Origin of the sequence: Streptomyces sulphureus DSM 40104 (genome assembly GCF_000381025.1) — a bacterium.
Taxonomy (GTDB): Bacteria; Actinomycetota; Actinomycetes; order Streptomycetales; family Streptomycetaceae; genus Streptomyces; species Streptomyces sulphureus.
Genome location: NZ_KB905814.1, coordinates 49,980 through 75,817 on the forward strand (window position 1 = coordinate 49,980; position 25,838 = coordinate 75,817).

At 71.9% G+C, this 25,838-nt stretch carries 22 protein-coding genes; 7 read left to right on the plus strand and 15 right to left on the minus strand.

Annotated features, from left to right (window positions below; translation table 11 throughout):
• Positions 1–97: 97 nt before the first annotated feature.
• From F603_RS0104515 to F603_RS0104530, 4 genes are all read right to left on the minus strand, one after another.
• Positions 98–2,413 carry a putative bifunctional diguanylate cyclase/phosphodiesterase gene (locus F603_RS0104515; RefSeq protein WP_019544824.1) on the minus strand — a complete coding sequence of 772 codons (2,316 nt, stop codon included), beginning with the start codon at positions 2,411–2,413 and terminating at the stop codon, positions 98–100.
• 549 nt (positions 2,414–2,962) lie between these two features.
• A complete protein-coding gene (gene ligA, locus F603_RS0104520; RefSeq protein WP_019544825.1) occupies positions 2,963–5,149 on the minus strand; it encodes an NAD-dependent DNA ligase LigA in 2,187 nt (728 codons plus the stop codon).
• 93 nt (positions 5,150–5,242) lie between these two features.
• On the minus strand, positions 5,243–6,313 hold the full coding sequence (locus F603_RS0104525) for a uroporphyrinogen decarboxylase/cobalamine-independent methonine synthase family protein (RefSeq protein ID WP_281168866.1): 1,071 nt from the start codon (positions 6,311–6,313) through the stop codon (positions 5,243–5,245).
• Between the two features lie 75 nt (positions 6,314–6,388).
• Entirely contained in the window at positions 6,389–7,078 is a 690-nt protein-coding gene (locus F603_RS0104530) for an SDR family oxidoreductase (protein ID WP_019544827.1), read from the minus strand.
• A 387-nt stretch (positions 7,079–7,465) separates the two neighbouring features.
• On the opposite strand from F603_RS0104530, the gene F603_RS0104535 reads away from it, so the two are divergent.
• Positions 7,466–9,109 carry a glycine/sarcosine N-methyltransferase gene (locus F603_RS0104535; protein WP_483855292.1) on the plus strand — a complete coding sequence of 548 codons (1,644 nt, stop codon included), beginning with the start codon at positions 7,466–7,468 and terminating at the stop codon, positions 9,107–9,109.
• A gap of 126 nt (positions 9,110–9,235) precedes the next feature.
• Here the strand turns inward: F603_RS0104535 and F603_RS0104540 are convergent, their stop codons facing one another.
• Entirely contained in the window at positions 9,236–11,179 is a 1,944-nt protein-coding gene (locus F603_RS0104540; RefSeq protein ID WP_019544829.1) for an NAD-binding protein, read from the minus strand.
• A gap of 82 nt (positions 11,180–11,261) precedes the next feature.
• Here F603_RS0104540 and F603_RS0104545 point away from each other — a divergent pair, with 82 nt between their 5' ends.
• Positions 11,262–11,786, plus strand: coding sequence for an LOG family protein (locus F603_RS0104545; protein ID WP_026328141.1), 525 nt, complete (start codon positions 11,262–11,264; stop codon positions 11,784–11,786).
• A 14-nt stretch (positions 11,787–11,800) separates the two neighbouring features.
• Here F603_RS0104545 and mnmA read toward each other — a convergent pair whose 3' ends face one another.
• Entirely contained in the window at positions 11,801–12,895 is a 1,095-nt protein-coding gene (mnmA, locus tag F603_RS0104550) for a tRNA 2-thiouridine(34) synthase MnmA (protein WP_019544831.1), read from the minus strand.
• A gap of 159 nt (positions 12,896–13,054) precedes the next feature.
• Between mnmA and F603_RS0104555 the strand changes: the two genes are divergently transcribed.
• Positions 13,055–13,795, plus strand: a complete 741-nt coding sequence (locus F603_RS0104555) for an N-acetylmuramoyl-L-alanine amidase (RefSeq protein ID WP_019544832.1) — start codon at positions 13,055–13,057, stop codon at positions 13,793–13,795.
• Positions 13,796–13,972: 177 nt separating this feature from the next.
• On the opposite strand, the gene F603_RS0104560 is transcribed toward F603_RS0104555, so the two are convergent.
• Positions 13,973–15,151 (minus strand): cysteine desulfurase family protein, encoded by a 1,179-nt coding sequence (locus tag F603_RS0104560; protein WP_019544833.1) that lies wholly within the window; start codon positions 15,149–15,151, stop codon positions 13,973–13,975.
• Positions 15,152–15,324: 173 nt separating this feature from the next.
• Positions 15,325–16,404 carry a serine hydrolase domain-containing protein gene (locus F603_RS0104565; RefSeq protein ID WP_019544834.1) on the minus strand — a complete coding sequence of 360 codons (1,080 nt, stop codon included), beginning with the start codon at positions 16,402–16,404 and terminating at the stop codon, positions 15,325–15,327.
• Between the two features lie 227 nt (positions 16,405–16,631).
• On the opposite strand from F603_RS0104565, the gene F603_RS31565 reads away from it, so the two are divergent.
• Positions 16,632–17,312: a TetR/AcrR family transcriptional regulator gene (locus F603_RS31565; protein ID WP_019544835.1), complete on the plus strand. Its 681-nt coding sequence runs from the start codon at positions 16,632–16,634 to the stop codon at positions 17,310–17,312.
• A gap of 220 nt (positions 17,313–17,532) precedes the next feature.
• Here F603_RS31565 and F603_RS0104575 read toward each other — a convergent pair whose 3' ends face one another.
• Entirely contained in the window at positions 17,533–17,925 is a 393-nt protein-coding gene (locus F603_RS0104575) for a nuclear transport factor 2 family protein (RefSeq protein ID WP_019544836.1), read from the minus strand.
• A 90-nt stretch (positions 17,926–18,015) separates the two neighbouring features.
• On the opposite strand from F603_RS0104575, the gene F603_RS0104580 reads away from it, so the two are divergent.
• Positions 18,016–18,474, plus strand: a complete 459-nt coding sequence (locus tag F603_RS0104580) for a MarR family winged helix-turn-helix transcriptional regulator (protein WP_019544837.1) — start codon at positions 18,016–18,018, stop codon at positions 18,472–18,474.
• Positions 18,475–18,583: 109 nt separating this feature from the next.
• Here the strand turns inward: F603_RS0104580 and F603_RS0104585 are convergent, their stop codons facing one another.
• From F603_RS0104585 to F603_RS0104595, 3 genes are all read right to left on the minus strand, one after another.
• Positions 18,584–19,114, minus strand: coding sequence for a hypothetical protein (locus F603_RS0104585; RefSeq protein ID WP_019544838.1), 531 nt, complete (start codon positions 19,112–19,114; stop codon positions 18,584–18,586).
• The gene (locus F603_RS34605; protein ID WP_106431252.1) at positions 19,111–19,395 is read right to left on the minus strand and encodes a hypothetical protein; all 285 of its coding nucleotides are present in this window, start codon (positions 19,393–19,395) and stop codon (positions 19,111–19,113) included. Before F603_RS34605 ends, F603_RS0104585 begins: the two co-directional genes overlap by 4 nt.
• A 610-nt stretch (positions 19,396–20,005) precedes the next feature.
• On the minus strand, positions 20,006–21,238 hold the full coding sequence (locus F603_RS0104595) for a helix-turn-helix domain-containing protein (protein ID WP_245600684.1): 1,233 nt from the start codon (positions 21,236–21,238) through the stop codon (positions 20,006–20,008).
• 170 nt (positions 21,239–21,408) lie between these two features.
• Between F603_RS0104595 and F603_RS0104600 the strand changes: the two genes are divergently transcribed.
• Entirely contained in the window at positions 21,409–21,960 is a 552-nt protein-coding gene (locus tag F603_RS0104600) for a flavoprotein (protein ID WP_019544841.1), read from the plus strand.
• A 51-nt stretch (positions 21,961–22,011) separates the two neighbouring features.
• Here F603_RS0104600 and F603_RS0104605 read toward each other — a convergent pair whose 3' ends face one another.
• Together F603_RS0104605 and F603_RS0104610 are read right to left on the minus strand one after the other, a co-directional pair.
• Complete coding sequence (locus tag F603_RS0104605; protein WP_019544842.1) at positions 22,012–22,488, minus strand: Dps family protein; 477 nt, start codon at positions 22,486–22,488, stop codon at positions 22,012–22,014.
• Positions 22,489–22,607: 119 nt separating this feature from the next.
• Complete coding sequence (locus F603_RS0104610) at positions 22,608–23,435, minus strand: thioesterase family protein (protein ID WP_019544843.1); 828 nt, start codon at positions 23,433–23,435, stop codon at positions 22,608–22,610.
• Between the two features lie 249 nt (positions 23,436–23,684).
• Between F603_RS0104610 and F603_RS0104615 the strand changes: the two genes are divergently transcribed.
• A complete protein-coding gene (locus F603_RS0104615; RefSeq protein WP_019544844.1) occupies positions 23,685–25,181 on the plus strand; it encodes an aldehyde dehydrogenase family protein in 1,497 nt (498 codons plus the stop codon).
• A 68-nt stretch (positions 25,182–25,249) separates the two neighbouring features.
• On the opposite strand, the gene F603_RS0104620 is transcribed toward F603_RS0104615, so the two are convergent.
• A complete protein-coding gene (locus F603_RS0104620; RefSeq protein ID WP_026328145.1) occupies positions 25,250–25,813 on the minus strand; it encodes a hypothetical protein in 564 nt (187 codons plus the stop codon).
• Between the last annotated feature and the right edge of the window lie 25 nt (positions 25,814–25,838).

Consider the following 25,838-nt stretch of genomic DNA (forward strand, 5'->3'; position numbering starts at 1 on the left):
CTCTGGGGTGAGTGTTGGATTTTCCGCCCCAATCCTATGGGTCCCGTGGGGTGGTGTGCGCCGGGCGGGTGCACACCCGCGAGCGGATCGCCCTCCGCTACTGGACGGGTTGCCTGCCGCCCGTCGGCCGCTCGCCCCCTGGGCGCTGTTCGAGCGCGGGCGCGAGGGACTGCGTCGCGCCGCCCGCTTCCGGCGTCGAGCGCCGCGGGGCCGCAGGGGGCGGGGGTGCGGCGGCGCTCGTGCCCGGCGCCGGCTCGGTCGGGTCGTCGGAGGTGGACGGGCCGGGGAGGGCGGTCCCGGGGTTGCCTCCGGAGCCGACCGCGGGGGTGCCTGCGGCGGGTGGGGGTCCTGCGAGGCGGTCGCCGTCGAGCGCCTCGCGGTCCGTGCAGGGGGAGGCGGTCGCCGTGTCCCTGGCGCGGAGCCAGGCCGTCGTCTCGCTCGGCGGCATCGCGGCGGCGACGAGCCAGCCCTGGACGGCGTCGCAGCCGAGGTCCCGCAGGCGCTCCCAGGTCTCGTCGTCCTCCACGCCTTCGGCGACGACGAGCAGCCCGAGTGAGTGCGCGAGGTCGACGGTGCAGCGGACGATCTCGGCGTCCTCGGTGTCTACGGCGAGGCGTGCGACGAAGGAGCGGTCGATCTTCAGCTCGCTCACGGGGAGGCGGCGCAGGTGGACGAGGGAGGAGTACCCGGTGCCGAAGTCGTCGAGCGACATGCGCACACCGTGTCCCGTGAGCCCGGCGAGCGTGTCGGCGGCGCGCTGCGGGTCCTCCAGGAGGACGTGCTCGGTGATCTCCAACTGGAGTGCGTGCGCCGGCACTCCGTGGCGCGCGAGGCGGGCGGCGACGGCTCCGGCGAAGCCGGGCGAGTGGACGTCGCGCGGGGAGACGTTGACGGCGACGGGCACGGTGAGTCCCTGCGCCCACCACCTCGCCACCTGCGCGAGCGCCGTCTCCAGGACGTACTCGGTGAGCCTCGGCATCAGCCCCGAGGTCTCCGCGATGGCGATGAACTCGTCGGGAGGCACCCGGCCGCGCTCGGGGTGGACCCACCGCACCAGCGCCTCGAGGCCGGAGACGGTGCCGTCGAAGCCGACCTTCGGCTGGTAGTGGAGGGCGACCTCGCCCGCGTCGAGGGCGCGGCGGAGGTCGGCGAGGAGGCCGAGGCGGTCGGGGGTGTTGCCGTCCCGGGTGGCCTCGTAGACCTCGACGGCGGTGCGGTCGCGCTTCGCCTCGTACATCGCGACGTCGGCGCGGCGGAGCAGCCCTTCGGCCTCCTGGGCGTGTTCGGGGAAGACGGCGACGCCCGCGCTCGCCTCCAGGACGAGGTTGAGGCCGTCGAGGTCGAGCGGGGAGCCGAGGGCGCCGACGAGTTCGCGGGCGATCTTCTGGGCCTGCGTGATCGAGGTGCAGCTCGGCAGCAGGACGGCGAACTCGTCGCCGCCGAGGCGGGCGGCCTCGGCGCCGCGGGGCAGGGCGGTGCGGAGGCGGTCGGCTATCTGCAACAGCAGGCGGTCGCCTGCGAGATGGCCGAGGGTGTCGTTGACCGAGCGGAAGCGGTCGAGATCGATCAGGACCAGGGCGGCCCTGCTCTCGGTGCGTTCGGCCTCGTCGAGCGCGGCCCAGCTCCGCTCCATGAGCCAGAGGCGGTTGGGCAGTCCCGTGAGCGGGTCGCGGAGCTGCTCCTCCGCGCGGGCGCGTGCGATGCGCAGCGTCGAGTCGAGGGCGATCAGCGGGACGGCGAAAAGCGGCAGCAGCGCGGCTTTGTAGACGGCGACGACCGCGATCAGCGGCGCGAGCCCCAACAGCGCGACGGCAACGAGCAACTGCCGTGCGAGCGCCGTGCGCAGCGGCGTCGGCAGGCTGGTCGTGCGCGGCGCGAAGGAGAACCACAGCAGTGCGCGCGAGACGGCGAGGTAGCCGACGACGGCGAGCCCGACGAGCAGCAGCGCCCCCGGAACCCACTGCTCCGGCTGCCACGGACGTGCGACGGAAGGGTGGACCCCGAACGCGGCCAGGATCAGCGCGGCCGTTCCGATGCCGAGGATGTCGATGGCGCCGTGCGCCAACGCCTGCCGCCAGCGGTGCCGCCGTGCCGCTCCCACGAGCACCACGACCGCGAGACTCACCAGGGCGGCCGGGACCCAGCCGTAGAGGAGGAGGATCGCGAGGGTGAGCGCGGCGCCCGAACCCGTGCCGCCCCACCAGCGGTCCCTGCCCAGCGCCACCAAGTGCCCCACGACGGCGCCGATGAGGAGCGCGAACGCCCAGCCGGCGACTCCGTCGGGGAAGAGCGCGTGTCCGTCCGTCAGGACGCGGACGAATCCGAGTACGAGGACGACGCCGGCCGCAGCGGTCACGAGCGGAGGCAGCAGCGGTGGTCTCAGCGCCGAGAGGCGCTGCAACCACGAGGGCACGTCCTCCGTGCCCCTGCTACCAGACGCGCCGCCCGATGCTCCGCCCTGCGCGCTCGCCTGGGCGCCGGTCTCGGAGGGCAGACGAGAGCCCGCGGGGAGACTGCCCCCGGTGAAATCCTGCATCCCGGTCCCTCTCACAGCCGTCGGGGCCCGCTCTCGCCACGCACAGGCCCACCCTTCAACAGTAGGCCGCCGAGAGCGATATGGGGCAGCGATCGGCGGTGGTTGCCCGGAAGCCATCGGCTCCGAAGCGTCCATCTGCCGTACGAAGCACGACAGATGGGACAACAGCGGCCCGACGTCACGCATCGCACCGCCGCCTGCCGCGGGGGCTTGCGGCACAGCCGGACCTCGATGAACTCCCGCTGCCTGCGGCTCAGGCGGTACCTGCGCCACGTGCAGCTCTTCTGCCGGCCTAACCGGGAGCTTGGTGCGGGACGGGCGGCGCCCCCGAACGGAAGTGCGCCGGCGGCCTGTTGACCGGGGAAGGCCGCGGCCCGAAGCGGAAGGGCGCCGGGGTCCTGCCGCCCGCCGCCGGCCGCCACGGCTTCAGCCCTCCTCCTCGACGGGCTCCGCCGCATCCCGCGCCGCGTCCGGTCCCTCGGTCAACAGGAGTGCGAACGCGTCGTCGCGGAGGACCGGGACCTTGAGCTGGACGGCCTTGTCGTACTTCGATCCGGGGTCAGCGCCGGCAACGACAAAATCGGTCTTCTTCGAGACGGACCCCGTCACCTTGGCGCCCCGGCTCTGGAGCGCCTCCTTGGCGCCGTCCCTCGTGTACGAGGCGAGGGTTCCGGTGACGACGACGGTGACCCCGGCGAGCGGACGCGGCCCCTCCTCCGCGGCGCCCTCCTCCTCCATCCGCACGCCGGCCGCCCGCCAGCGCGCGACGATTTCGCGGTGCCAGTCCTCCGCGAACCAGTCCTTGAGCGAGGCGGCGATCGTGGGACCCACGCCCTCCGTCGCCGCCAACTCCTCCTCGCCGGCCTCCGCGATGCGGTCGAGGGAGCGGAACTCCCTCGCCAGCGCGGCCGCGGCGACGGGGCCGACATGCCGGATGGAGAGCCCCGTGAGGATACGGGCGAGGGGGCGGTCCTTGGCCGCCGCGATGTTCTCCAGCATCGCCAGGGTGTTCTTCCGCGGCTCGCCCTGCTGGTTGGCGAAGAGGGTGACCACCTTCTCCTCGCCCGTCTTCGGGTCGCGCTTGGGGAGCCCTGAATCGGGGTCGACGACGTGCGCGCGGATGGGGAGGAGGTCTTCGACGGTGAGGTCGAAGAGGCCGCCCTCGTCGCTGAGCGGCGGTCGCGACGGCTCCAGCGGCTGGGTGAGCGCGCTCGCGACGACGTATCCGAAGTGCTCGATGTCGAGGGACTTGCGCCCGGCGAGATAGAAGAGCCGCTCGCGCAACTGGGCGGGGCACGAGCGCGCGTTGGGGCAGCGGAGGTCGATGTCGCCCTCCTTCATGGGGCGCAGCGCCGTGCCGCAGTCGGGGCAGTGCGTCGGCATCACGAACTCGTGCTCGCTGCCGTCCCGGAGGTCGGCGACGGGGCCGAGGATCTCGGGGATGACGTCACCGGCCTTGCGGAGGACGACCGTGTCCCCGATCAGGACGCCCTTGGACTTCACCACCTCCTGGTTGTGCAGGGTGGCGAACTCCACCTCGGAGCCGGCGACGGTGACCGGCTCGACGACCGCGTACGGCGTGACCCGGCCGGTGCGGCCGACCCCGACGCGGATGTCGAGAAGCTCGGTGTTGACCTCCTCCGGCGCGTACTTCCAGGCGATCGCCCACCGCGGCGCGCGCGAGGTGGCGCCGAGCCGGCCCTGGAGCGCGATCTCGTCGAGCTTGACGACGACGCCGTCGATCTCGTGCTCGACGGAGTGGCGGTGCTCGCCGTAGTAGGAGAGGAACTCCCGCACCCCGGCGAGCCCTTCGACGACGCGGCTGTGGGTCGAGGTGGGAAGGCCCCACTCGCGCAGCAGGTCGTAGGCGTGCGAGAGGCGGTCGATGTCGAAGCCCTCGCGCGCGCCGATGCCGTGGACCACCATCTGGAGCGGGCGGGTGGCCGTGACCTTTGGGTCCTTCTGGCGGAGCGAGCCCGCCGCCGCGTTGCGCGGGTTGGCGAAGGGCTTCTCGCCCGCCTCCACGAGGCGCTTGTTGAGGTCGTCGAACCGCTCCATCGGGAAGAAGACCTCGCCGCGTACCTCGACGAGCTCGGGGACGCGCTCGCCCGCGAGGCGCTCCGGGATACCGGAGACCGTGCGGATGTTGGGGGTGATGTCCTCGCCCGTGCGGCCGTCGCCGCGGGTGGCGGCGCGGGTGAGGCGCCCGTGCTCGTAGGTGAGGTTCACGGCGAGGCCGTCGATCTTGAGTTCGCAGAGGAAGTGGTAGGGCACGCCGGAGAGTTCGCGCGCGATGCGGTCGGCCCACTCGCCCAGCTCGGCGTCGTCGAAGGCGTTGTCGAGGGAGAGCATCCGCTCGCGGTGGGCGACCTCGGTGAACTCCGTCTCGTACTGCCCTGCGACCTTCTGGGTCGGCGAATCGGGGGTGCGTAGCTGCGGGTGCCGGTCCTCCAGCGCCTCCAACTCGCGCAGGAGCCGGTCGAACTCGGCGTCGCTGACGATCGGGGCGTCCCTGACGTAGTAGCGGAAGCGGTGGTCCTCGATCTCCTCCGCGAGCCGCTGGTGCCGCTCGCGGGCTTCGGCGGGCACGGCCGCCGCTTCTTCACCGGCCACAGTCTCTTCCTCTCCGGTCCGGTCGGCGCCGCACGCCGGGACGCGGAAGAGCGCCGGCGGGCGCTCCTTGCGGGCGACGGAGCCACTCGGGAACTACTCGGGGTCGTCGGCGAGCGAGCCCGCCGCGCGAACGCAGTGGGCGAGCACCGCGCGAGCCGCCGCCGGCGCGGAGCCGGCGAGCCCGCAGGCAGGGGTGACCACCACGGACTCGCTGAGCAGCCCGGGAGCGAGCCCCAGCCTGCGCCACAGCGACCTGACACCCGAGACGCTACTAGCCGGGTCTGACAATTCCGCCGCATCCGAGACCGCGCCGGGTACGACGCCCGCAAAGAGCGCGAGGCCGTCTTCGACCGCCTCCCCCAGCGCCGTGTCCTCGGCTTCCCGCGCCTCGTCGGCGGCGCCGCGCTCGCCTGCAAGCTGGGCGGCGTCGAAGGAGAAGCCCGTCGCGCCGGCCCGCCGGAGCAGGCCGAAGGGCGCCCCGGGGGCGCAGCAGTGAAAGATCACCGGGAGGTGCGCGTGCGCGTCCGCGGCGAGGCCGGAGACGAGGTCGCGGAGGGCCGACTCGGCGACCGTGCCCTCTACAGGGGCGTACCTGCGGTACCCGCTCGCGGTCGGCACCCGGCCGCCCAGCACGCGGGGCAGCGAGGGCTCGTCGAGCTGGAGGACGAGGCGCGCCTGCGGCACGCGGCGGGCGACCTCGGCGAGGTGGGCCGCGAGCCCCTCGCGGAGCGAGGCGGCGAGGTCGCGGCAGGCTCCGGCGTCGCCGAGCATCGCCTCGCCGTTGCGCCGTTGCAGCGCGGCGGCGAGCGTCCAGGGGCCGACCGCCTGGACCTTCAGCGCCCCGGTGTGCTCGCCGGCGAACTCCTCCAGTGCGTCGAGGTCCTCGCCGAGCCAGGAGCGGGCCCTGCGGGTGTCGCGGCCCGGGCGGTCGGCGAGGCGCCAACCGCTCGGCTCCGCCTGCACGTAGAGCTCGGCGAGGAGCCCGGCGGTGCGGCCCGGCATGTCGGCGCCGGGCCCGCGGGCCGGCAGCTCCGGGAGGTGCGGCAGGGCTTCGAAGGTGCCGAGCACCGCCTTGGCCGCCTCGCGTGCGTCGTCTCCGGGCATCGAGCCGACGCCGGTCGCGGCGCCGCGACCCCAGGGGAAGTACGGTTCCGTCTCACTCACCCGGAAAGGGTACGTGGCCGGGCGCAAGCCCCTCGAGGACGGCTCCTCCGTGCGGGCGCCGCGACAGGGGGAAGTTCAACTCTTCGGACGCACCTGCAAATCGGTCACCTCGGCCCCGCGCGGGAGGTCGAGCGCGCACACCACCGTGTGCGCCACGTCGGCCGGTGCGAGCCACTGCTCCGGGTCGTAGGAGCGGCCCTCGTAGCGGTGGATCTTCTCCTGCATCGGCGTCGCCGTGCGTCCCGGGTAGACCGAGGTGACGCGCACTCCGGCGGAGGTCTCCTCGGCGCGGAGCGAGTCGGCGAGGGCTTTGAGTCCGTGTTTGCTCGCCGCGTACGCGCCCCATTCCGGATTGGCGCGGAGTCCGGCGCCCGAGTTGACGAAGACGACGTGTCCGCGCGACTGCCTGAGTTGGGGGAGCAGCAGCCGTGTGAGTTCTGCGGGCGCGACGAGATTCGCGGCGAGCGACGCGTTCCACAGCGCCGGAGTCGATTCGGCGACCGGGGACAATTCCGCAACGCCGCCGATGTGCAGCAGCGAATCAAGCGTTTCCGGCTGCTCCTGTTTCTCCAACGCCCAGGAGAGTCGCGCGGGTTCGGAGAGGTCGCCCACGACGGTCCGTGCGCCGGGGAACCTTTCCGCCAACTCCTTGGCTCGGCCCGCGTTTCTCGCCAGCAGCCACAGGGTGTCTCCACGGTCGAGAAGACGTTGGGAGACCGCGCTTCCGATTCCGGACCCGGCGCCGGTGATCAAGTGTGTTGCCATACCGACATCCTGCCGCATCGCGCACCCGCTCCCCCGCGATCGTCGGCCCACCGCGCCGCGGGGTGCGTTCGAGCGGGATCGTCCGGTTTAGCTTGCTTGTCGCTACGGTCGGACAGAGCGGGTACTTGTCATGGTTTGACGCCGCATGCCCCCCGCATTTTTTCGGGACCGAGAACCCGCTGGTCAAAGCGGTGTTTCAGGCCAATGTAACGGCGTGCAGGTCGAGTTGGGGGCATAGATCTGCCGGAGCTGGATAGCTATGCGCCAGAGACCGTGCGTGCCCCCTCAACCTGCCGTGCATTCCCTGGGCACTTCCAGGGCCACCCCAGTGCGGCGTCATCCGGGGCGCGCGCCATAGGCCACCGTCTCAGTACTGGAGGTTTCGTCATTTCCGCGCGACCGGCTCAGGAGTTCGGAGACAACCCCGTCGAGGTCCGGGAAACGGGCCACTACACAGAAGAATACGTCCCAAGCTTCGCGGAGAAGTGGGACGGGCTCATAGATTGGGAGAAGCGGACAGAGAGCGAAGGCAATTTCTTCATCGACCTCATGCGCAAGCGAGGCGTGAAGAGCGTGCTCGACGTGGCGACGGGGACCGGGTTCCACTCGGTGAGCCTGCTGGAGGCCGGGTTCGAGACCGTGAGCGCGGACGGCAGCGCCGACATGCTCGCCGTCGCCTTCGAGAACGGCATGAAGAAGGAGCACATCCTCCGCGTCGTCCACGCCGACTGGCGCTGGCTCAACCGCGACGTGCACGGCGAGTACGACGCCATCGTCTGCCTCGGCAACTCCTTCACCCACCTCTTCTCCGAGCAGGACAGGCGAAAAGCACTCGCTGAGTTCTACGCGATGCTGAAGCACGACGGCATTCTCGTGCTCGATCAGCGCAACTACGACGCGATGCTGGACAACGGCTATTCCAGCAAGCACTCGTTCTACTACTGCGGCGAAGACGTCAAGGTGGAGCCCGCTTACCTCGACGACGGACTCTGCCGCATGCAGTACGACTTCAACGACGGTTCCACGTACTACCTCAACATGTATCCGCTGCGGAAGGACTACACCCGCAAGCTGATGTCCGAGGTGGGTTTCCAGCACATCGAGACCTACGGCGACTTCCAGGACACCTACCGCGAGGAAGAGCCGGACTTCTACATTCACGTCGCGGAGAAGGCGTACCGCCCCGGCGAGTACTCGGAATCCACGAACACGGCCCGGAGTTACTACAACTCGACGGACGCCGACACCTTCTACCACTCGGTCTGGGGCGGCGAAGACATTCACGTCGGCCTCTACAAGACCCCGGACGAGCCGATCGCGGACGCCAGCCGCCGCACCGTCGAGCAGATGGCGTCGAGGCTCGGGCTCACCGCCGACCACAAGGTGCTCGACCTCGGCGCCGGCTTCGGTGGCTCGGCGCGCTATCTCGCCAAGACCTTCGGCTGCCGCGTCGAGGCGCTCAACCTCAGCGAGGTGGAGAACGAGCGCAACCGCCAGTACACGGAGGCCGCCGGGCTCAGCCACCTCATCGACGTGACCGACGCCTCCTTCGAGTCGATCCCCTGCGCCGACTCCAGCGTCGACGTCATCTGGTCCCAGGACGCCTTCCTGCACAGCGGCAACCGCGTCAAGGTGATGGAGGAGATCGCCCGCGTGCTGAAGCCGGGCGGCCAGGTGGTCTTCACCGACCCGATGGCCTCCGACGGCGTCGACTCCAAAGCGCTCCAGCCGATCCTCGACCGCATCCACCTCTCGGACATGGGCTCCCCCGGCTTCTACAAGCGCGAGCTCACGAAGCTCGGCTTCCAGCCGGGCACCGGCGACGGCTTCGAGGAGCACCGCGAGCAACTCGCGACCCACTACGGCCGGGTGCACCAGGAGACGGAGAAGCAGGAGGCCGACGGGCTCGGGCAGAAGGTCAGCGCCGAGTACCTGGGGAACATGAAGAAGGGCCTTCAGCACTGGGTCGAAGGCGGCAGGGCGAAGAACCTCACCTGGGGCATCTTCCACTTCAAGCTGACCGACAAGTAACCGCGCAGCCGCGTGCGTTCGGCGGGCATCCCGTACGCGCGACCGGCTGAGCCCCGTACCGTGACGGGCCCGCACCCCGGGAGACCAGCCCCTCCCGACGGTGCGGGCCTGACGGCGCCCGCGCGCTCAGGCGCCCCAGCCGGGCTGCCCCGGCAGGTGCCCGTCGGCCCTGCGGATCGCGCCGCCGAGGTCGTACTCGCCGGTGCCGGGGATCCTGGGGCCCGGCGAGGGTCCCGCCGCCATCAGCCGGCCGAGGCCGCGGCGCGTCGCGGCGACGACCACGCGGTCGCCCGCCTTGAGCGGGTAGTCGGGAGAGAGCCGCCACTCCATGCCCGTACTGCCCTGCCCGAAGGGCCACTCCGCCTCGGGCGGCGACGCCTGCCCCCCGGTGTCGAGCGCCAGCACCCGCCACCCGCCACGGTGGAACGCCTGCGCGACGGTGCGCCCCTCCAACAGCGCGTTGTCGGCGACATCGAGCGCTGCGAAGACGAGGACCCGCCGCCCGACCTGGATCGCGCCGAGCACCTGCCGCCCCATCATCGCGCCGGCGAAGGCAGGCGCCGCCAGCGCGGAGACGCTGCGGCTCCGCGTCTGCGCCGTCGGGTAGGTGTCGTAGAGGGTGCGGTAGACGGTGGCGGCGAAGTCGTCGTCGAAGAGGCGCATCACCACGCGGAGTTCGGGCTTGACCTGGCGTGCGTAGAGCGACGCCTCCAGGTTGGTGCCGTCGCTGCTGGTGAGGGCGAGGAGGGCGCGGGCGCGCTTGATCTTCGCCGCCTCCAGCACCTCCCGTTCTGTGACGTCGGCGACGACGGTGGGCACGCGCTGCTCCCGCGCCCGGGCCATACCGCGCGCCTCCGGGTCGCGTTCGACGCAGACGACGGGGATCTCCAGCTCCAGCAGCCGGTCGAGGACGCGCGAGCCGACCTTGCCGAGCCCCAGCAGCACCACGTGCCCCGACATCCCGCGCGGCGGCGCCGGCATCTCGCTCGCCCTGCGGAAGGCCCCGTAGCTCTCCAGCACCACCGCCATGAGGAGCGGGAGTATCAGCATCCCCGCGAGAGCGGCGAGGAGTTGGAGGACCTGCTCGTCGTGGGGCTCGTCGACCTTCGGCTCGTTGATGGCGAAGAGGTCGAGGAGGGTGATGTACCCGGCCTTGAGGGGCGAGTCGTCGCTGAGGACCCAGTTCCACGCGGCGAGGACGAAGACGACGGCGGCGAGGACGAGGACCGAGTACCGCAGCCGCCGCGAGAAGAACTCCTTGAAGGCGAGGAGCCGCGGCAGCCTGGGCGCCCGCACCGGCTGCGGGCTCGACTGCCGGGTGATCGCCTCCAGCATCACGGCGCCCCGCTGCTGCGGCAGTCCGGCGAGGTCGGTCTCCGAGGGCAGCAGGAGCGGGCCCTCGTGGTCGGGGCCCTCCTCCTCGTCGACGTCGCCCTCGTCGGACGCCTCCGACTCCGGGAGCAGCGCGAGCGTGCAGAGCGGGTCGCGCGCGTCGGCGGTGCCGAGGGTGCGCTCCTTGGCACGCAGCAGCAGCCCCTCCGCCTGGACGATCTTGTCGCTGCCGACGACGGCCGCGGCGACGAGCGAGGGCGCCGCGGTGTCGGCATCGGAGAGGACGGTCGTCGAGGTGTCGACGGCCGTGGCGTCGAGGTGGGGGCTGCGGACCTCGACGGCGCGGTCGAGGAGGCTCTCCAGATAGCCGCCGAGCGTGCGGTTGAACATGCGTATGACGAGGCGTATTTCGGGGTTGACCCGGCGGGCGCGCAGCGCGATGTGGATGTTGAGCTGGTCGTCGCCCGAGGTGAGCGCGAGGGCGCTCGCCGACTCGACGCCGGCGCGGCGGAGCGCGTCGTCGTCGGGCACCCGTGACTCGACGGCCCGGACCGCGTGACCGGCGGGTACCGGGCGGCCGTTGGCGTCGCGCAGCGGCCGGTCGACGAGTTCGGCGATCTGCGGACCGTGGTCGCCGCCGCGCAGCGAGGGCAGGACGACGGTGACGCGCTGCCCGTAGACCGTCGCCAACTCCTTGACGAGCCGCAACGAGAGAGCGTTGTCCCCGCAGACCACCATATGTCCGGGCGGACTGCCTGCCCCTAGACTTCTGCCCATGGCCTCCACAGACCCCGCGCCGCCCTCTGGCATGACCGCTCCCATGAACATCTGTGTGTTCTGCTCCGCCGCAGAGCTCTCTGCTGTATACACCGAGCCTGCCCGGGAGTTCGCCGAGCTTATCGGCAAACGAGGTCACAACCTTGTGTGGGGCGGCTCCGACGTGGGCCTGATGAAGGTGATGGCGGACGGCGTGCAGTCGGCGGGGGGACGCCTCATAGGCGTCTCCGTCGAGTTCCTCCGCGAGACTGCGCGCGAGGACGCGGACGAGATGGTGGTCACCGCCGATCTCGGGGCGCGCAAGGCGGAGTTGCTCCGGCGGTCCGACGCCGTCGTCGTGATGGTCGGCGGCACGGGGACGCTCGACGAGGCCACCGAGATCCTGGAGCTTCGCAAGCACCGCCAGCACACCAAGCGCATCGTCGTCCTCAACACCGCGGGCTACTACGACGGCCTGCGGCAGCAGTTGGCGCGGATGGAGGCGGAGGGCTTCCTGCCGCTGCCCGCCTCCGAGCTGTGCACCTTCGCCGAGGACGGCGCCGAGACGCTCGACCTCCTCGAAGCCTGACGCCGCCCCTCCGGCTACCCCGCCGCGGCGGTGCTGCGGTCCGTCGCCGCGATCGTCGCGGAGCCGACGACGCGGGTGCCGTCGTAGAGCACGACGGCCTGCCCCGGCGCGACGCCGCGCACCGGTTCGGCGAACTCGATCCGCAACTCGCCCTCGGCGACCTCGGCCCGCACCTGCGTCTCGCCGCCGTGCGCCCGGAGTTGGGCGGTGTAGGTACCGGGCGCCGTGGGCGGGGCGCCGCACCAGCGGGGGCGGATCGCGCGGAGCGCGGTGACGTCGAGCGCCTCGGCGGGGCCGACGGTGACCGTGTTCTCCACCGGGGAGATGTCGAGGACGTACCGCGGCTTGCCGTCGGGCGCGGGGTGGCCGAGGCGGAGGCCCTTGCGCTGTCCGACGGTGAAGCCGTACGCGCCCTCGTGGGTGCCGAGCCGCTCGCCCGATTCGTCGAGGATCGCGCCTTCGGTGCGGCCGAGGCGGCGCTCCAGGAAGCCGCGGGTGTCGCCGTCGGCGATGAAGCAGATGTCGTGGCTGTCCGGCTTCTCGGCGACGGCGAGGCCGCGCCGCTCGGCCTCGGCGCGGATCTCCCCTTTGGTGGTGAGGGTGTCGCCGAGGGGGAACATCGCGTGCGCGAGCTGGCAGTCGTCGAGGACGCCGAGGACGTAGCTCTGGTCCTTCGCCGCGTCGCTGGCGCGGTGGAGCTCGCGGGTGCCGTCGGGGAGTTCGGTGACGGTGGCGTAGTGGCCCGTGCAGACGGCGTCGAAGCCGAGGGCGAGCGCCTTGTCGAGGAGCGCCGCGAACTTGATCTTCTCGTTGCACCGCAGGCACGGATTGGGGGTCCGTCCTGCCTCGTACTCCGCGACGAAGTCCTCCACGACGTCCTCGCGGAAGCGCTCGGCGAGGTCCCAGACGTAGAAGGGGATGCCGATGACGTCGGCGGCGCGGCGCGCGTCGTGGGAGTCCTCGACGGTGCAGCATCCGCGGGCGCCGGTGCGGAACGACTTCGGGTTCTCGGAGAGCGCCAGGTGGACGCCGGTGACGTCGTGCCCCGCCTCGGCGGCGCGGGCTGCGGCGACCGCCGAATCGACGCCGCCCGACATGGCGGCGAGCACCCGCAGCGGACGCCGGGGGGCTGGCCCCGGCTCGCCGGGGGCACTGGGAGCGGGGGCGGCCGCTCGGCCTGCTGCCTCGCGCTGGTGGGAGTTCGCGGCTGTCATAACGGCCCCAGCCTAGTCGGAACAGAGGACGGTCTCGAAGCCGTTGTTCATGCCGTGGACGATCAGCAGCGGCGCGGGCAGCGCGAGGAGCACAACCCGGCGGAAGGGTCGGACCGGGAGACCGGCGACCGCGGCGCGACGGGCGCCGAGGGGCGCGGGGGCAGAGCCGGCAGGCGCGCGGTGCTGCTCGGGGGCGGTGCCGCTGCTCTCGGTGGACTCGCGTACGTCTCCAAGGACGGCCTCGGCCGCCTGTGGTGGCGGATGCCCTCCCACATCAAGCCGCGCGAGGAGGGCGAGGTCGACGACGCACGCGCCGACTGGGACGGCGCCTCCCCGAGCAACTGGCGCCAAGCGAGCCGCCCCGACGACTACGGCATCGACCGCATCGTCGTCCACGTCGTCCAGGGCAGCTACGCCGTCGCCCTGAAGGTCTTCCGCGACCCGGCGCACGGGGCCGCCGCCCACTACGTCGTGCGCAAGGACGGCCACCTGGCGCAGGCGGTCCGCGAACTCGACGTCGCCTACCACGCGGGCAACCGCGACTACAACCAGCGCAGCATCGGCATCGAGCACGAGGGCTGGGTCGACCGCCCCGAATCCTTCACGGAGTCGATGTACCGCTCCTCCGCCCGCCTCGCGGCCGGCATCTGCCGCCGGTACGACATACCCGCCGACCGCCGGCACATCATCGGCCACATCGAGGTCCCCGGAGCCGACCACACCGACCCGGGCCCGCACTGGGACTGGGACCGCTATCTGCACATGATCGAGCAGGAGCTGCGGCGGGGGCGGTGACCGCCGCCGCGGGGCAGCGAACTCCGGTCCCGCGACAGGGGATTCGTCCGCGAGGAGTCGCCGTCGCCCGGGCACCCGTCGTCGGTGCGATCATGCCGATCGGCGCGACGGGGACGCGCCCGACGACCGGCTGGTCGAGCGCGCGGCCTCTGCCGACGAGCTCTCCTGCGGGGGCCCTCAGCTCAGCCCGGCGCTCCTCGCCCGCTCCACGACAGGGCCGATCGCGTCGGCGAGCGCGGCGACGTCCGCCTTGGTCGAGGTGTGGCCGAGCGAGAACCGGAGGGTGCCGCGGGCGAGTTCGGGGGTGCTGCCGGTGGCGAGGAGGACGTGGCTCGGCTGGGCGACGCCCGCGGTGCACGCGGAGCCCGTCGAGCATTCGATGCCGCGGGAGTCGAGGAGGAGGAGCAGCGAGTCGCCCTCGCAGCCGGGGAAGGAGAAGTGCGCGTTGGCGGGGAGGCGTCCTGCCGGGTCCGGGTCGCCGTTGAGGACCGCGTCGGGGACGGCGCTCTGCACCGCGTCGACGAGCGTGTCCCGCAGCTCCGTCACCTCCCGTGCGTGCTCCTCGCGGCGGCCGACGGCGTGGTGGACGGCCGTGGCGAAGGCGGCGACCGCGGGGGTGTCGAGGGTGCCCGAGCGGACCTGCCGTTCCTGGCCGCCGCCGTGGAGCAGCGGGACGGGTGCGTACGCGCGCTGGAGGAGCAGCGCGCCCGCGCCGTACGGGCCGCCGACCTTGTGGCCCGTGACCGTCATCGCGGCGAGCCCCGACTCGGCGAAGTCGACGGGCACCTGCCCGAGCGCCTGCACCGCGTCGGAGTGCATCGGCACCCCGAACTCCGCCGCCACGGCGGCGAGTTCGGGGACCGGGTTGACGGTGCCGATCTCGTTGTTCGCCCACATCACGCTGACGAGCGCGGCGCTCTCCCCGTGCTCGGTGAGGGCCGCCCTGAGATCCTCGGCGCGGGTGCGCCCGTACGCGTCGACGGGGAGCCACACGACGGAGGCGCCCTCGTGTGCCTCCAGCCACTCGACGGAGTCGAGGACGGCGTGGTGCTCGGCCGGGCTCGCGAGGATCGTCGTACGCCGCGGCTCCGCTTCCCTGCGGGACCAGTAGAACCCCTTTATCGCGAGGTTGTCCGCCTCCGTCCCGCCGGAGGTGAGCACCACCTCGCTGGGCCGGGCGCCGAGCGCCGAGGCGAGCTGCTCCCGCGCCTCCTCGACGGTACGGCGGGCTCTGCGCCCCGCCCCGTGCAGCGAGGAGGGGTTGCCGACGACCGCGAGCTGCGCGGTGAACGTCCGCACGGCCTCCGGGTGCATGGGCGTCGTGGCGGCGTGATCGAAGTAGGCAGTGTGGGCCATGGTTCCGCAATTCTACGGGGCCGCCGCGGCCAACGGTGGGGCGCGTGGTGGGGCGTGGGGGCGGGGTGGGGGTTGTGACGGAGTGCGGTGAGTGGGGGCGATGTGGTGGGGGGTGCGTGCTTGCTTCACGTGGCCGTGGTTGCGGCGCGGAAGCCGCACTCCTCCCGGCCCGATCAGCCGTACATCGCCAGGCGGTACAGAGTCGCGAGCTCGTCGTCGATGGGATGGGGATGCGGCTTGCCGGAGGAGTCGAGTCCGTTCCACCTCTGGAAGTTGATCGCGACCGCCATCTGTCGCTTGCCGTCGGCACGGGTCATGGCCAGCGTTCCACCACCCCAGACCGTGCCTCCGTGACCCCAGAAGACGCTCTGGCCGGGGCCCTCCATCGGGTGCAGGCCGAGTCCGTACTCGATCGTCCTTCCCTCTTGGGAGACGACCGGGACGGTGCGCTGCATCTGCGCCAGCGACGACGGGTTGACGATCTCCCCGGCCAGCAGCATGCCGTAGAAGCGGTTGAGATCCGCGACGGTCGATATCAGCGAAGCCGACGGCCCCACCCATGACATGTCGTAGACGCTGTAGTCGCGCGGCGGGTCGATCATGCCGAACCATGCCTCGTAGAGCCGCGAGTGCGGTCCGTTGACGTACGGGCCGACGGGGAATGCGGTGTCCCCGAGCTCGGCGCGCTCGATGACGTTCCGCGTGATGTACCGCTCGGCCGGAGCGCCGGTCACCTCTTCCAGCAGTTGGGCGAGGAGCAGGTAGTTGGTGTTGGTGTACACACCCGGAGTGCTGCCGGGGGCGCCGACGGCAGGTGCGGTGACGCCCATCTCGATCAGTTCGACGGGGTCGAACCGCGTGAGCCGGTGGTCGTCCAGGCTTTGGGGCCCGGTGTCCGCGAGGACGGGGAACGCCTTGAGGGACGGGTAGGCGTGAGGGAGGTATTCGGCGAGGCCGCTGGTGTGGTTGAGCAGCATGCGGACGGTGATCGCGTCACCGCGTTCTCCGGGAACGAGCCTCGGCAGGTACCGGCCGATCGGTGTGTCGAGACCGACCTGGCCCCCCTCGACCTGCCGGAGAATCGCGGCGGCGGTAAAGGTCTTGGTGACGCTGCCGACGCGGTGCCGCATGTCCGAGGTGACAGGGCGACCGGTGGCGATGTCGGCGACCCCGGCGGCGCCGTGCCAGACCTGGTCGTCGTCCCGCACCTCGGCGAACAGGCCCGGCATCCCGGCGCGGTGGACGTTCTCCATGGCGGCGTTCAGCTCAGCGGAATGCAGTGGGTTCCCCACGTCGTGCGTCCTCTCGTATGCGCCGGGGCGTGCTCCGTACAGCTCGCCTGACCCGGACAACGGGGCTCGAGGGGGACGCCGGTGCACCTGCTGCCAAGCCCCCTCGGCACACTCACGCACTCATTATGCACACAGTGCGTGCAACGCCAAGTGCATTGGTTAGACTGGGAGTTGACGAAAGGGGCAACATGGCAGGCCGAAGGCGCTGGTCGACCGAGGAGATCCTGGATGCGGCGGCGGAGCTGCTGCGCACGAGCGACGCCGAGTCGTTCAGCGTGCGCAAGCTGGCCGCTGCACTCGGGACCGATTCGTCCAGCTTGTACCGGCACTTCCGCAACAAGACGGAACTGCTGCGCGCGGTCGCCGACCGGATTCTTCTGGCCGCCATGGAGGGCCACACTTCCGAGGGCGACTGGAAACAGCGCATCACTTCCCTGGCCCTGCGCGTGAGAGAAGCCTTCGGACAGCAACCCCAACTCGCCACGATCTGGGGACTCTACGCGTCGAGCGGCACCGGTTCCCGGCTGGTCATGGAAGAGGTACTACAGGCACTGCGCGCTTCCGGACTGCCCGACGAGGAGGTCCCGGTGCACTATCACCGGATCGCGGTCCTCATCGCGGCGTTGATCGCCTCCGAGGCCGGGGCCGGCGCGGTCACCCCCGTCGAGCGCGAACAGGGCATGGAGCATTTCCGGGTGGCGGTGCTCGGCGCCGACCCCGAACTCTTCCCGTCCCTGGCCCACTTCGCCCGCGACATCCGCCCGCTCGGGGCGGACCGCCGCACCGCGTTCGAGGACATCCTCGCTGCCCAACTGGCCCACGTCGAGGCCACATTCCGCCCGAGCCGGCCGACCGACCCGGGGGCGTAGGCGAACACGACGACAGGCGCCGCATCCACCCGATGAGTCCGGGTACTCCGGCAGGCGTCGCCACCGCCGGCGCGAGCCGGCCCACGACAGACCGCGGGCGGCCGAGCCCAAGAAGCAACACGGGCGCGTGGTGGACAAAGCCGAGGAGCCGGGCCGGCCACCGACGTGGGCCAGGCGGCACCTGCTCAGTTCTCGGACGCCCCTCCGCCGGCGCCCCCGTTCAGCGAGCACTGCCCATGTTCCTGTCGGCTTCGGCGCCTTCGAGCATGAGCGTCACCTCATCGATACGACGGAAGCGGCCGTCGGGTGCGAACTCGCCGAACACGTAGACCTCCGTGCGCACGGTGCGGCCGTCCGCCTTGGTGAGGTGGACGGTGTGCCGGTCGGCGTAGTGAACGCCGTCGTACAACTCGTCGTGGACCTCGACGGAGCCTTCGGCCACGATGCCGCGCAGGTGGGCGATGTGCTCGAGGAAGGCGACGCGGTCGGTCCAGCGCCCGTCGGTGCGCTGACGGTAGTCGGGGGCGAAATGCCGGTCGGCAGCCTCGTGCAGGTCGAGTCCCGGCTTGAAGATCAGGTCGGTGAGTGCTGCGGCGATGTCGGTGCGGTGCATGGCGGACTTCCTCTCGTACGTTGCGTGCGCGGCGCACGCAACTGGACAGCATAATCCATACGCGTGCGCCGCGCACGCTAACCTGGGTCGATGGACACCGAGGTGGGACGTGACATCGCCGACGCCCTGGGCGTGCTGCTCAAACGCAGCACTCGGCAAGAACTGCACCGAGCCCTGACCGCCGGTATGGGCGAAGCCGTGGATGAGCTGACCTACCCGCTGCTCAGCGGCCTTGCGCGCACCGGCCCTTGCAGCGCGGCCGACCTGGCCCCTGAGGTGGGACTCGACCGGTCCGGCATCACCCGCCGGGCCTCCAGGCTGGAGGAAGCCGGGCTCGTGCGGCGCGAACCGGACCCCTCCGACCAGCGCGCCACCCTGCTCGCCCTCACCGACGCGGGAGAACGCACGGTGCAGGCGTTGCGCGAGCGCCTGTCCGCCCGTATCACCATGAGCCTCGCCTCGTGGCCGGCCGACGAGGCCGCAGCCTTCGCCAACTCCCTGCGCCGCTTCGTCACCGACGGCCCGTTCTCCCAGGCCCACCTGCGTTAGACGTCCTGGGCACAGCCCCGGGTCGCCGCAGCGGGAAGGTCAACGGACCGACCATCCGCCCAGCGCGCCAACGACCCCGTACGTTCACCGCCCGAGGGGCAGCCACCGATCAACTGCCCCACTGCTCGACCCGGTTCACCGCCTCCAGCCGCCTCCTTCCCGAGCGCCCTCCCACGAGCACGCCGGCAGCCGCGAAGCAGACCCGGCCCGCCTCACCCGCCGCCTCCACGTACCGGTCGACCGCGGCTCCGCGCGCGTGCGGGCCGAGCGGATCGAGTCCGACGGCGAGGAGCACCTGACCGAGACCGGCGAGCATGTGCAGGCGCCGAGCCGGCTGGTGGAGGCGCAAGGCGTGCGGGGTGCCGTCGAGGTGCACGAGCAAGAGGCCGCCGCCGTGGACGGTGAGCCGCGGACCGCTCTCCGGAAGGAGCGGCCCCGGCGGCGAGGCACCGAGGGCTTCGGCGACGCCGCGCATCCGCGCCTCGATCGTCGCGGCGTCCTCACCGGTGCGGCGGGCCGGCGGGTGGGTGATCAGCAGCGGCGCGAACTGCCGCCCGCCGGCGGTGAGATCGAGCCACAGGCGTACGTGGAGGGAGGCGATCAGCCCCGGTGTGGGCACGGGCGGCGCATGAGCGGTCACCTGGGACACCTCCGTCCGCCCCGGACGCTCGCCAGGGCTGCGGCGTACGCACCGTAGAGGTCGGCGGAGTCGGTGAGCCCGCGGAGGTCGCGGGGCGGCACGATCCACGACCTCGCATGGCAGGTGTGCGGCGCGATCACGCTCGGGTGCGGCACCTCGACGGTTTCCCCGGCGCCGAGTACGGCCGCGCCGGGGAGGTCGAAAACGGCGGCCGAGCCGGTCGGCACCAGGACGTCGACGCCGTACCGGGCGTGCAGCACCGGGCCCAACACGGCGCGCATGCACCGGAGTTGCCTCACCGTCTCCCAGCCCTCGGTCCTCGGGAGGCGAACGACGTCCCAGCCGACGCCGACCGGCAGCTCGGCCAGTCGGCCGTCCTCCCAGGCTGTCAGGGCGTCACGTACACCCGCCTGACAGACGCGAACCCAACTGACCGGCAAGAACACTTCGTGTGTAGAGGCGTCGGAGAGGCGTGCCCGACGAACGTGCTCGTCCGTCGTCCGACGGGGCTTCTGGGGGTTCTCAGGAGTCATGCCACTGTGCCCTGTTCGTACTCGCGCCGGTTGATGAGTCCTTGTGCGCGAGAGATATCCCGAGCTCGTCGTGGAGTTTCGCCGCGTCCGCAATCGTCATCACGAGCGCGCAGACTCCGATCGACACCCCGTCGTTCTGTAGTTCAAGCGGCAGCGCAAGCCGACCCGCTGCGGTACGCCGCAAGGCACCTGCCCGATGCAGCCGAAGTCCTTGTGCGGGATTGGCTGTGGCGGCGCGAACGCTCCGTCGCTGATGTCCCGTCACATGAGGACGGTAGAGCGCAAGGGAGAAGGCGACCCGGAACCGTCTTCCGGGTCGCCTCCGGCTCCGGGTACCGCGATCGAGCGGCGCCCCTGCTTACCCGAGCACGCCGACATGTTCGGCCAGCTCGTGCACCTCCCTCCGGGTCTGCGGACGCGGGCGCTTCAACAAGCCCTGCACCGCCTCCCGTACGAGGGGGAAGTACCGGATCTCCTCGGGCGACGCCTCCATGATCTGGCGCAGCATGTGCAGCGTGCCGAAATCGTCCCCGGTCAGCCTGTGCGCGTGCATCACCTCTACGAGGTACCTCGTGGTCCTCTCCAAGGGGAGGACGCCGCCGGGTTCGGGTACCTCCACGTCGTCGGCGAGGCGCAGCGCCTCGTGTGCGTCGCCCTCCTCTGCCGCGAGGTGGACGCCGTGCATCCGGACGTTGGTCGGGCCGAACGAAGTGTGGAAGTCGTTGCGGTCGGCGCCCAGTCGGCGGGCGATCTCCCGTGCCTGCGCGAGCAGGTCCCATGCGGTCGGGGCCTTGCTGTCCCGGACAGCCGCGATGACGCCCGCGAGGTGGAGGGCACCGTAAGCGCTCAGGTGCTCGGGGGCTGCGTCGTCGTCCGGGCGGCAGTGGTCGATGGTCCGGCGCGCGAGCTCGAGCGAGTCGCCGACCTCGCCGCTCGACGTGAGGATGCCGCACACGTTCCATGCGGCAGCGGCGACCAGTACCGGGTCCTCCGTCTCGTCGGCGATCTGCATCGCGCGGTCGGCCGCCCTCAACGACAGCGTGCGCTCACCGACGCGGCGCAGGAACACCTGGTGGAGATGGAGGAGCGAGACGAGCGCGCGCGTCGCCGTGCGTTCGCCGTCGCCGCTTGCCTGCCGCAGCGTCGCGTACGACTCCGCGAGGAGCCCGGGCAGCATCGCACCGACCGGACCGTAACGTTCCCTGTGGGTCTCGTAGACGCCCCACGCCTCGGTGACGCGTTCGTCGAGTTGATGGGGCGCCAGGGGCTCGCCGGGCAGGTCCGAACCGAGCGTCGACGGCGGGGCGTTGAGCGCGCGACGGATCGACGGGACCGAGTCGTGTTCGAGGCCGCCCGCGAGACTGAGGTCGATTGAAGGGCCGACGAGGTCGGCGACGTTGTCGATGTCGAGTTCGCGCGCGATCCTGATGAGCATCGAGAGCGAGTCGATCGCGATGACGTTGCGCTCGACCTTGCTCAGCCAGTCCTCCGACCGGCCGACGAGCCCCGCGACCGACGCCTGCGTGCGCCCGGCCTTGGTGCGGTAGTACCTGATCCGCTCCCCGGTCGTCATGGCAGTTGGATTGATCATCGCATCCCCTTGATGGGCGGAAGCACTCAACGCCCAGGGTAGGACGGCTGGTTGCCGCGCAGGTCGTGTCGCCTCACGCGGTGTCGCTCCCGGAAAAGCACCGACGGGCGCGGGCAGCGGACCGGCCTCCACCCCTTGCCCCCACCGCCCGAACCCTGTGAACTCCCCCCATGCCGCCCTCGGTCCTGTACCTGATCGCCTGCGCCGCCGCCCCCGCGCAGTACGTCGACGTCGGTGTACGTCGCGCCCAGGAAGCCGGTTGGGACGTGTGCCTCGTCCTGACGCCCTCCGCCGCGCGCTGGTGGGAGCATCGCCACGCGGAACTGGTGGAGTTGACGGGGCACCCTGTGCGGTCGCAGTACAAGCTGCCGTGGGAGTCCGACGTGTTGCCCCCTGCGGACGCCGTGCTCGTCGCTCCGCTCTCGTGCACCAGCCTCAACAAGTGGGCCGCAGGTATCGCCGACACCCTGGCGATCGGGCTCGTCTCCGAGGGGGTGCACATGGGGATTCCGGCCGCTGCCGTGCCGTACTTCAACCGGGCCCAAGCCGCTCAGCCGGCAGTGGGCAGGAGCGTCGACGTGCTGCGGGCACAGGGTGTCAACGTGCTGTACGGGGAAGGCGGTTACGCAGCGCACCCGCCCAGGCAGGGCGTCGCGGACGCCTTCCCCTGGGAGGCGGCGCTTGCGGCACTTCCGTCGTCAGGAGGCCCACGCCGGAAGTGACCAGCGCCCGCACGCGGCCGGTCAGAGCCCGTACGAGCGCGAAGCCCTCCCTCACCCCTGGTTGGCCGCCTGGAACATCCAGTGGTGCTTCTCCAACTCGCCGATGAGGGAGATGAACACGTCCTCCGTGACCGGGTCGACGGGCCCCACCTCGCGCATCCGGCCGCGGGCGCCGGAGACGCACTCGGTGAGGGCCGTGACCATCGCCTGCACGGCGTCGGAGTCGGCGAGCCAGCCCTCGGGGACGGTGCCGATGCCGCTGCCGATGGCGACCGTCTTGGAGCGGCCGTCGGGCGAGACGCCGAGGGCCGCCGCGCGTTCTGCGACGGTGTCCGAGTACTCGCGGGCCGTCTCCACGACCTCGTCGAGCTGGAGGTGGACCGAGCGGAACCGCGGTCCCGTCACGTTCCAGTGAATCTGCTTGGCCACGAGCGAGAGGTCGACGAGGTCGGTCAACTCGGCTTGCAGCGCCTCCCCCACGACCTTCAGCTCGTCGGCGGGAAGCGTGCTCTCGACGGGGTACGCCACTCCGGATCACCCTCTCCGGCTGCGGTCCGAGGCACCGGGGCGCCCGGCACCTGCTGCGTCACCCCTCCCACGCTACACGCGGCGGGACCCGGCGGCCCGTCGGCGGCGGGCGGCCCCGCTCACCTGCGACGGAGTGTGCGCGCCAGTTGTCGGGACTGGGCGACGAGCCGGTCCTTGGAGTCCCAGACCTCCGCGTCCTCCTCCAGGTAACCGCCCGCGAGGTTGCGGCTGCTGAGGGCGATCCGCACGGGCCCGGGGGCGGGCATCGCGCGTACGTGGACGGTGAGTTCGACGGTCGGCACCCAGCCCTGTACGCCGTAGTCGAAGGCGGTGGGCGGCAGTGCGTCGACGGCCATCAGCAGCGAGAGCGGGTCGTGGTCGCGCCCGTCGGCGAGGCCGAGCCAACCGCGGATCTCGCCGCGGCCGCTGGGTTCGCCGAGGGCCCAGCCGCAGGTGTGCGGGTCGAGACGGAGATCGAGGCGGTTGCCCATCTCCGGCTTGAGCTCCTCGGGGCTGTCGGCAGCCGAGAAGCACTCCGCCTGCTGCGGGATCGGGGGCGGTTCGGCCGTCGTCCCCACCTCGTCGGTGAGCGCGTCGAGGTCGCCGTAGGTGGCGAGGACGCGTATCCGCTCGGTCTCGCGGCCCTCGTCGTCGGTCTGGAAGACACCGGCGGACGCGGTCGAGGTGGTGTTGCCCGTGCGCGCCACGTCGGTGCGGATGCGCGCGGGGCCCGGGAGGGTCGCCGTGAGGTAGTGCGCGGTGACGGTGAACGGGTCGGGGTGCGGGAGGCTCTCGGCGAGGGCACGGCCGGCGACGGCGAGGACGTAGCCGCCGTTGAGTCCGTGGCCGATGCTCCAGCCCGCCGAGAGATCCACGTCGTGGACGCCGGGGCCGCCGCGGGTGACGGCGGTGTCCCGGTCGAACTCGTGGAGTGCGGTTTCTGCCATGGCGAAACCCTACCCGCCAGTAGCCGACGCACGCGCAGCCCCCGGTGCTCCCCCACTGCACGCCGGGGCGCACTGTCCGACCGCCCTGGGAACGACGTGCGCCCCTGTGTGCTCCGTGCGCCACACCGCGTCGCAACCGCTCCCGCTGCGAACGGCCAACACGCCCCTCCCGTACGTAACATGGGGCCGCGGCCCTCGGCCCGTGCCGGGCACGGGACCGCGAGGGAAGCGCGCGAGAGGGGATCTGCCATGCCCGCTGCCTCCACCGGCCCCCGGGCGCAGGACCGCACGCCGTCGGGCGGAACGGTCTCGCACGCGCCGGGTCGACTCGCCGGCGGATTCCCGGAGTTGGCCCTCCAGTGCATCGACGGCGCGTGGCGGCCGGGCAGCGGCTCCTGGGACCTCCTCGACTTCGACCCGTACACGGGCGAGCGCCTCGCCTCCGTCACCGTCGCCACCTCCCGCGAGGTCGACGCCGCCTACCGCGCCGCGGCCCGCGCCCAGCGCGAGTGGGCGCAGACCGCTCACCCGGAGCGCGCCCGCATCTTCACGCGCGCGGCGGACCTCCTCCAGCAGGAGCGCGGGCGGCTCACCGACCTCGTCGTCTCCGAGTCGGGCAGCACGGCGGCCGAGGCCGACGAGCAGTTCACAGCCGCCCGCGAACTCCTCACGCACGCAGCTCGGTTGACGGCACACCCGGAGCGCCGCGCCCTGCCGCCCGAGCCCGAAGGCGCGGCGCACGCACTCCACCGCAGGCCGGTCGGCGTCATCGGCGCGATCACCCCGTCCGACCTCCCGTTGACGGCCGCCGTGCGCACCGCCGGCTGCGCGCTGGCGCTGGGCAACGCCGTGGTGCTCAAGCCGCACCAGAGCACCCCGGTCGCGGGCGGCACCCTCCTCGCGGCGCTCCTGGAGGCGGCGGGACTCCCGCCGGGGCTGCTCAACATCGTGCTCACGGACGTCGCGGAGATCGGCGACGCGCTGCTGGAGCACCCGGTACTCCGGGCCGTCGCGTTCGCCGGTTCCGCCGCGGCGGGCCGGCGCATCGCCGCTGTCGCGGCCGCCCACCTCAAGCGCACGGTGCTCCAACTAAGGGGAAACGGCGCCTTCTTCGTCCTCGACGACGCCGACGTCGCGCTCGCCGTCGAGGACGCGGTACGGGACCGCTTCCTTCACCGCGGTACGGCGGCGGCCCGGGTCCTCGTCCACCGGTCGATCGAGCGCGCGTTCACGGCCAAGCTCGTCGCCCGTGTGCACGACCTGCGCGTCGGCGATCCGCACGACCCGCACACCGACCTCGGCCCCCTCGTCGACACCTCGCAAGCCGAAGCGGCCCCCGCCTTCACGGAGCAGGCCGTCGCCGCCGGAGCCGTCCCGCTCCTGCGGGGACGCGCCTCGGGCTGCCTCGTCCACCCCACGGTGCTCACCGCGCTGCCACCCGACTCGCCCGTCTTCCGCCAGGAGGTGCCGCGCCCCGTCCTAGCGGCCCTCCCCTTCGACGACGAGGAGCAGACGGCGTCCCTCATCGCCTCGGCCCCCACCGGCCCAGTCGGCGCCGTCCACACCGCAGAACCGCGCCGCGGCGAGCACCTCGCCCGGCTCCTCGGCACGGCGGAGTTCCACCTCAACGGTCCCCGCCCTCACGGGATTTGGCCCGCCTCGGAGGACGCGGAGACGGCGGCGGCGATGGTCCGCGGCTTCTCCGTCCAGCAGTGCGTCTCGGCGCGGGAGGGGGCGTCCGAGTAGAGCAGGTTTGGGGGATCGTCGTGTTGGTCGAATGGAGATGTGGGTGGTGTGCTGCCGTACGGCGCGTGTCACCTTGTGTCCCGGTAGGCGCCGGCGAGCGAGGCCAAAGCCACGACGAGCGCCGCCAGCCAGATGCTCTGGAGGGTGCTCCAGCTCGCATCCGTCGCCGCCCAGGCGGAGTTGTCCCCTGGTAGGAAGGCCGTGACGGTGAGAAGGACACCGAGAACGACCAAGCCGGCGGAGGCCGCATGGCGTTCGGCAACACGGCGCACCGCCCACGCCGCCCCCGCCATGCCGACGACGAAGAGGGTCGCCCCCTCGATGCCGGCGACAGCCCAGGAGACGTGACCGGGCCCCGCCAGCCACACGTCCGCCACCAGGTAGGCAAAGGTCCAGGAGAGCGCCGCAGGGACAACCGCCAGAGCGGTGCGCACCCACATGCGGAGCCAGCGGGGGACCGGGGCTGCGGCAGTGGTGTGCGCCATCTCGTCGGCGAGAGTGAACGCAGCAGCACCCCCCAGGAGCACTCCCGCGGCCCTCGTGAGGTTCTGGGACATCTGCGGATCAAGAGGATCATTCCCCGACATGGCGGCCAGCACCCAGGCGAGCAGCGGGATCAGTGGTGCGGACACCGCCAGAGGCGTCCACGAGACGGCA

Coding starts and splice junctions, on each gene's coding strand:
- F603_RS0104530 (WP_019544827.1), bottom strand. CDS start 7,078: ATGGCAACACACTTGATCACCGGCGCCGGGTCCGGAATCGGAAGCGCG.
- F603_RS0104540 (WP_019544829.1), bottom strand. CDS start 11,179: ATGGTGGTCTGCGGGGACAACGCTCTCTCGTTGCGGCTCGTCAAGGAG.
- F603_RS0104545 (WP_026328141.1), top strand. CDS start 11,262: ATGAACATCTGTGTGTTCTGCTCCGCCGCAGAGCTCTCTGCTGTATAC.
- F603_RS0104560 (WP_019544833.1), bottom strand. CDS start 15,151: ATGGCCCACACTGCCTACTTCGATCACGCCGCCACGACGCCCATGCAC.
- F603_RS0104565 (WP_019544834.1), bottom strand. CDS start 16,404: ATGGAGAACGTCCACCGCGCCGGGATGCCGGGCCTGTTCGCCGAGGTG.
- F603_RS31565 (WP_019544835.1), top strand. CDS start 16,632: ATGGCAGGCCGAAGGCGCTGGTCGACCGAGGAGATCCTGGATGCGGCG.
- F603_RS0104575 (WP_019544836.1), bottom strand. CDS start 17,925: ATGCACCGCACCGACATCGCCGCAGCACTCACCGACCTGATCTTCAAG.
- F603_RS0104580 (WP_019544837.1), top strand. CDS start 18,016: ATGGACACCGAGGTGGGACGTGACATCGCCGACGCCCTGGGCGTGCTG.
- F603_RS34605 (WP_106431252.1), bottom strand. CDS start 19,395: ATGCGCGCCGTGTTGGGCCCGGTGCTGCACGCCCGGTACGGCGTCGAC.
- F603_RS0104595 (WP_245600684.1), bottom strand. CDS start 21,238: ATGATCAATCCAACTGCCATGACGACCGGGGAGCGGATCAGGTACTAC.
- F603_RS0104600 (WP_019544841.1), top strand. CDS start 21,409: ATGCCGCCCTCGGTCCTGTACCTGATCGCCTGCGCCGCCGCCCCCGCG.
- F603_RS0104610 (WP_019544843.1), bottom strand. CDS start 23,435: ATGGCAGAAACCGCACTCCACGAGTTCGACCGGGACACCGCCGTCACC.
- F603_RS0104615 (WP_019544844.1), top strand. CDS start 23,685: ATGCCCGCTGCCTCCACCGGCCCCCGGGCGCAGGACCGCACGCCGTCG.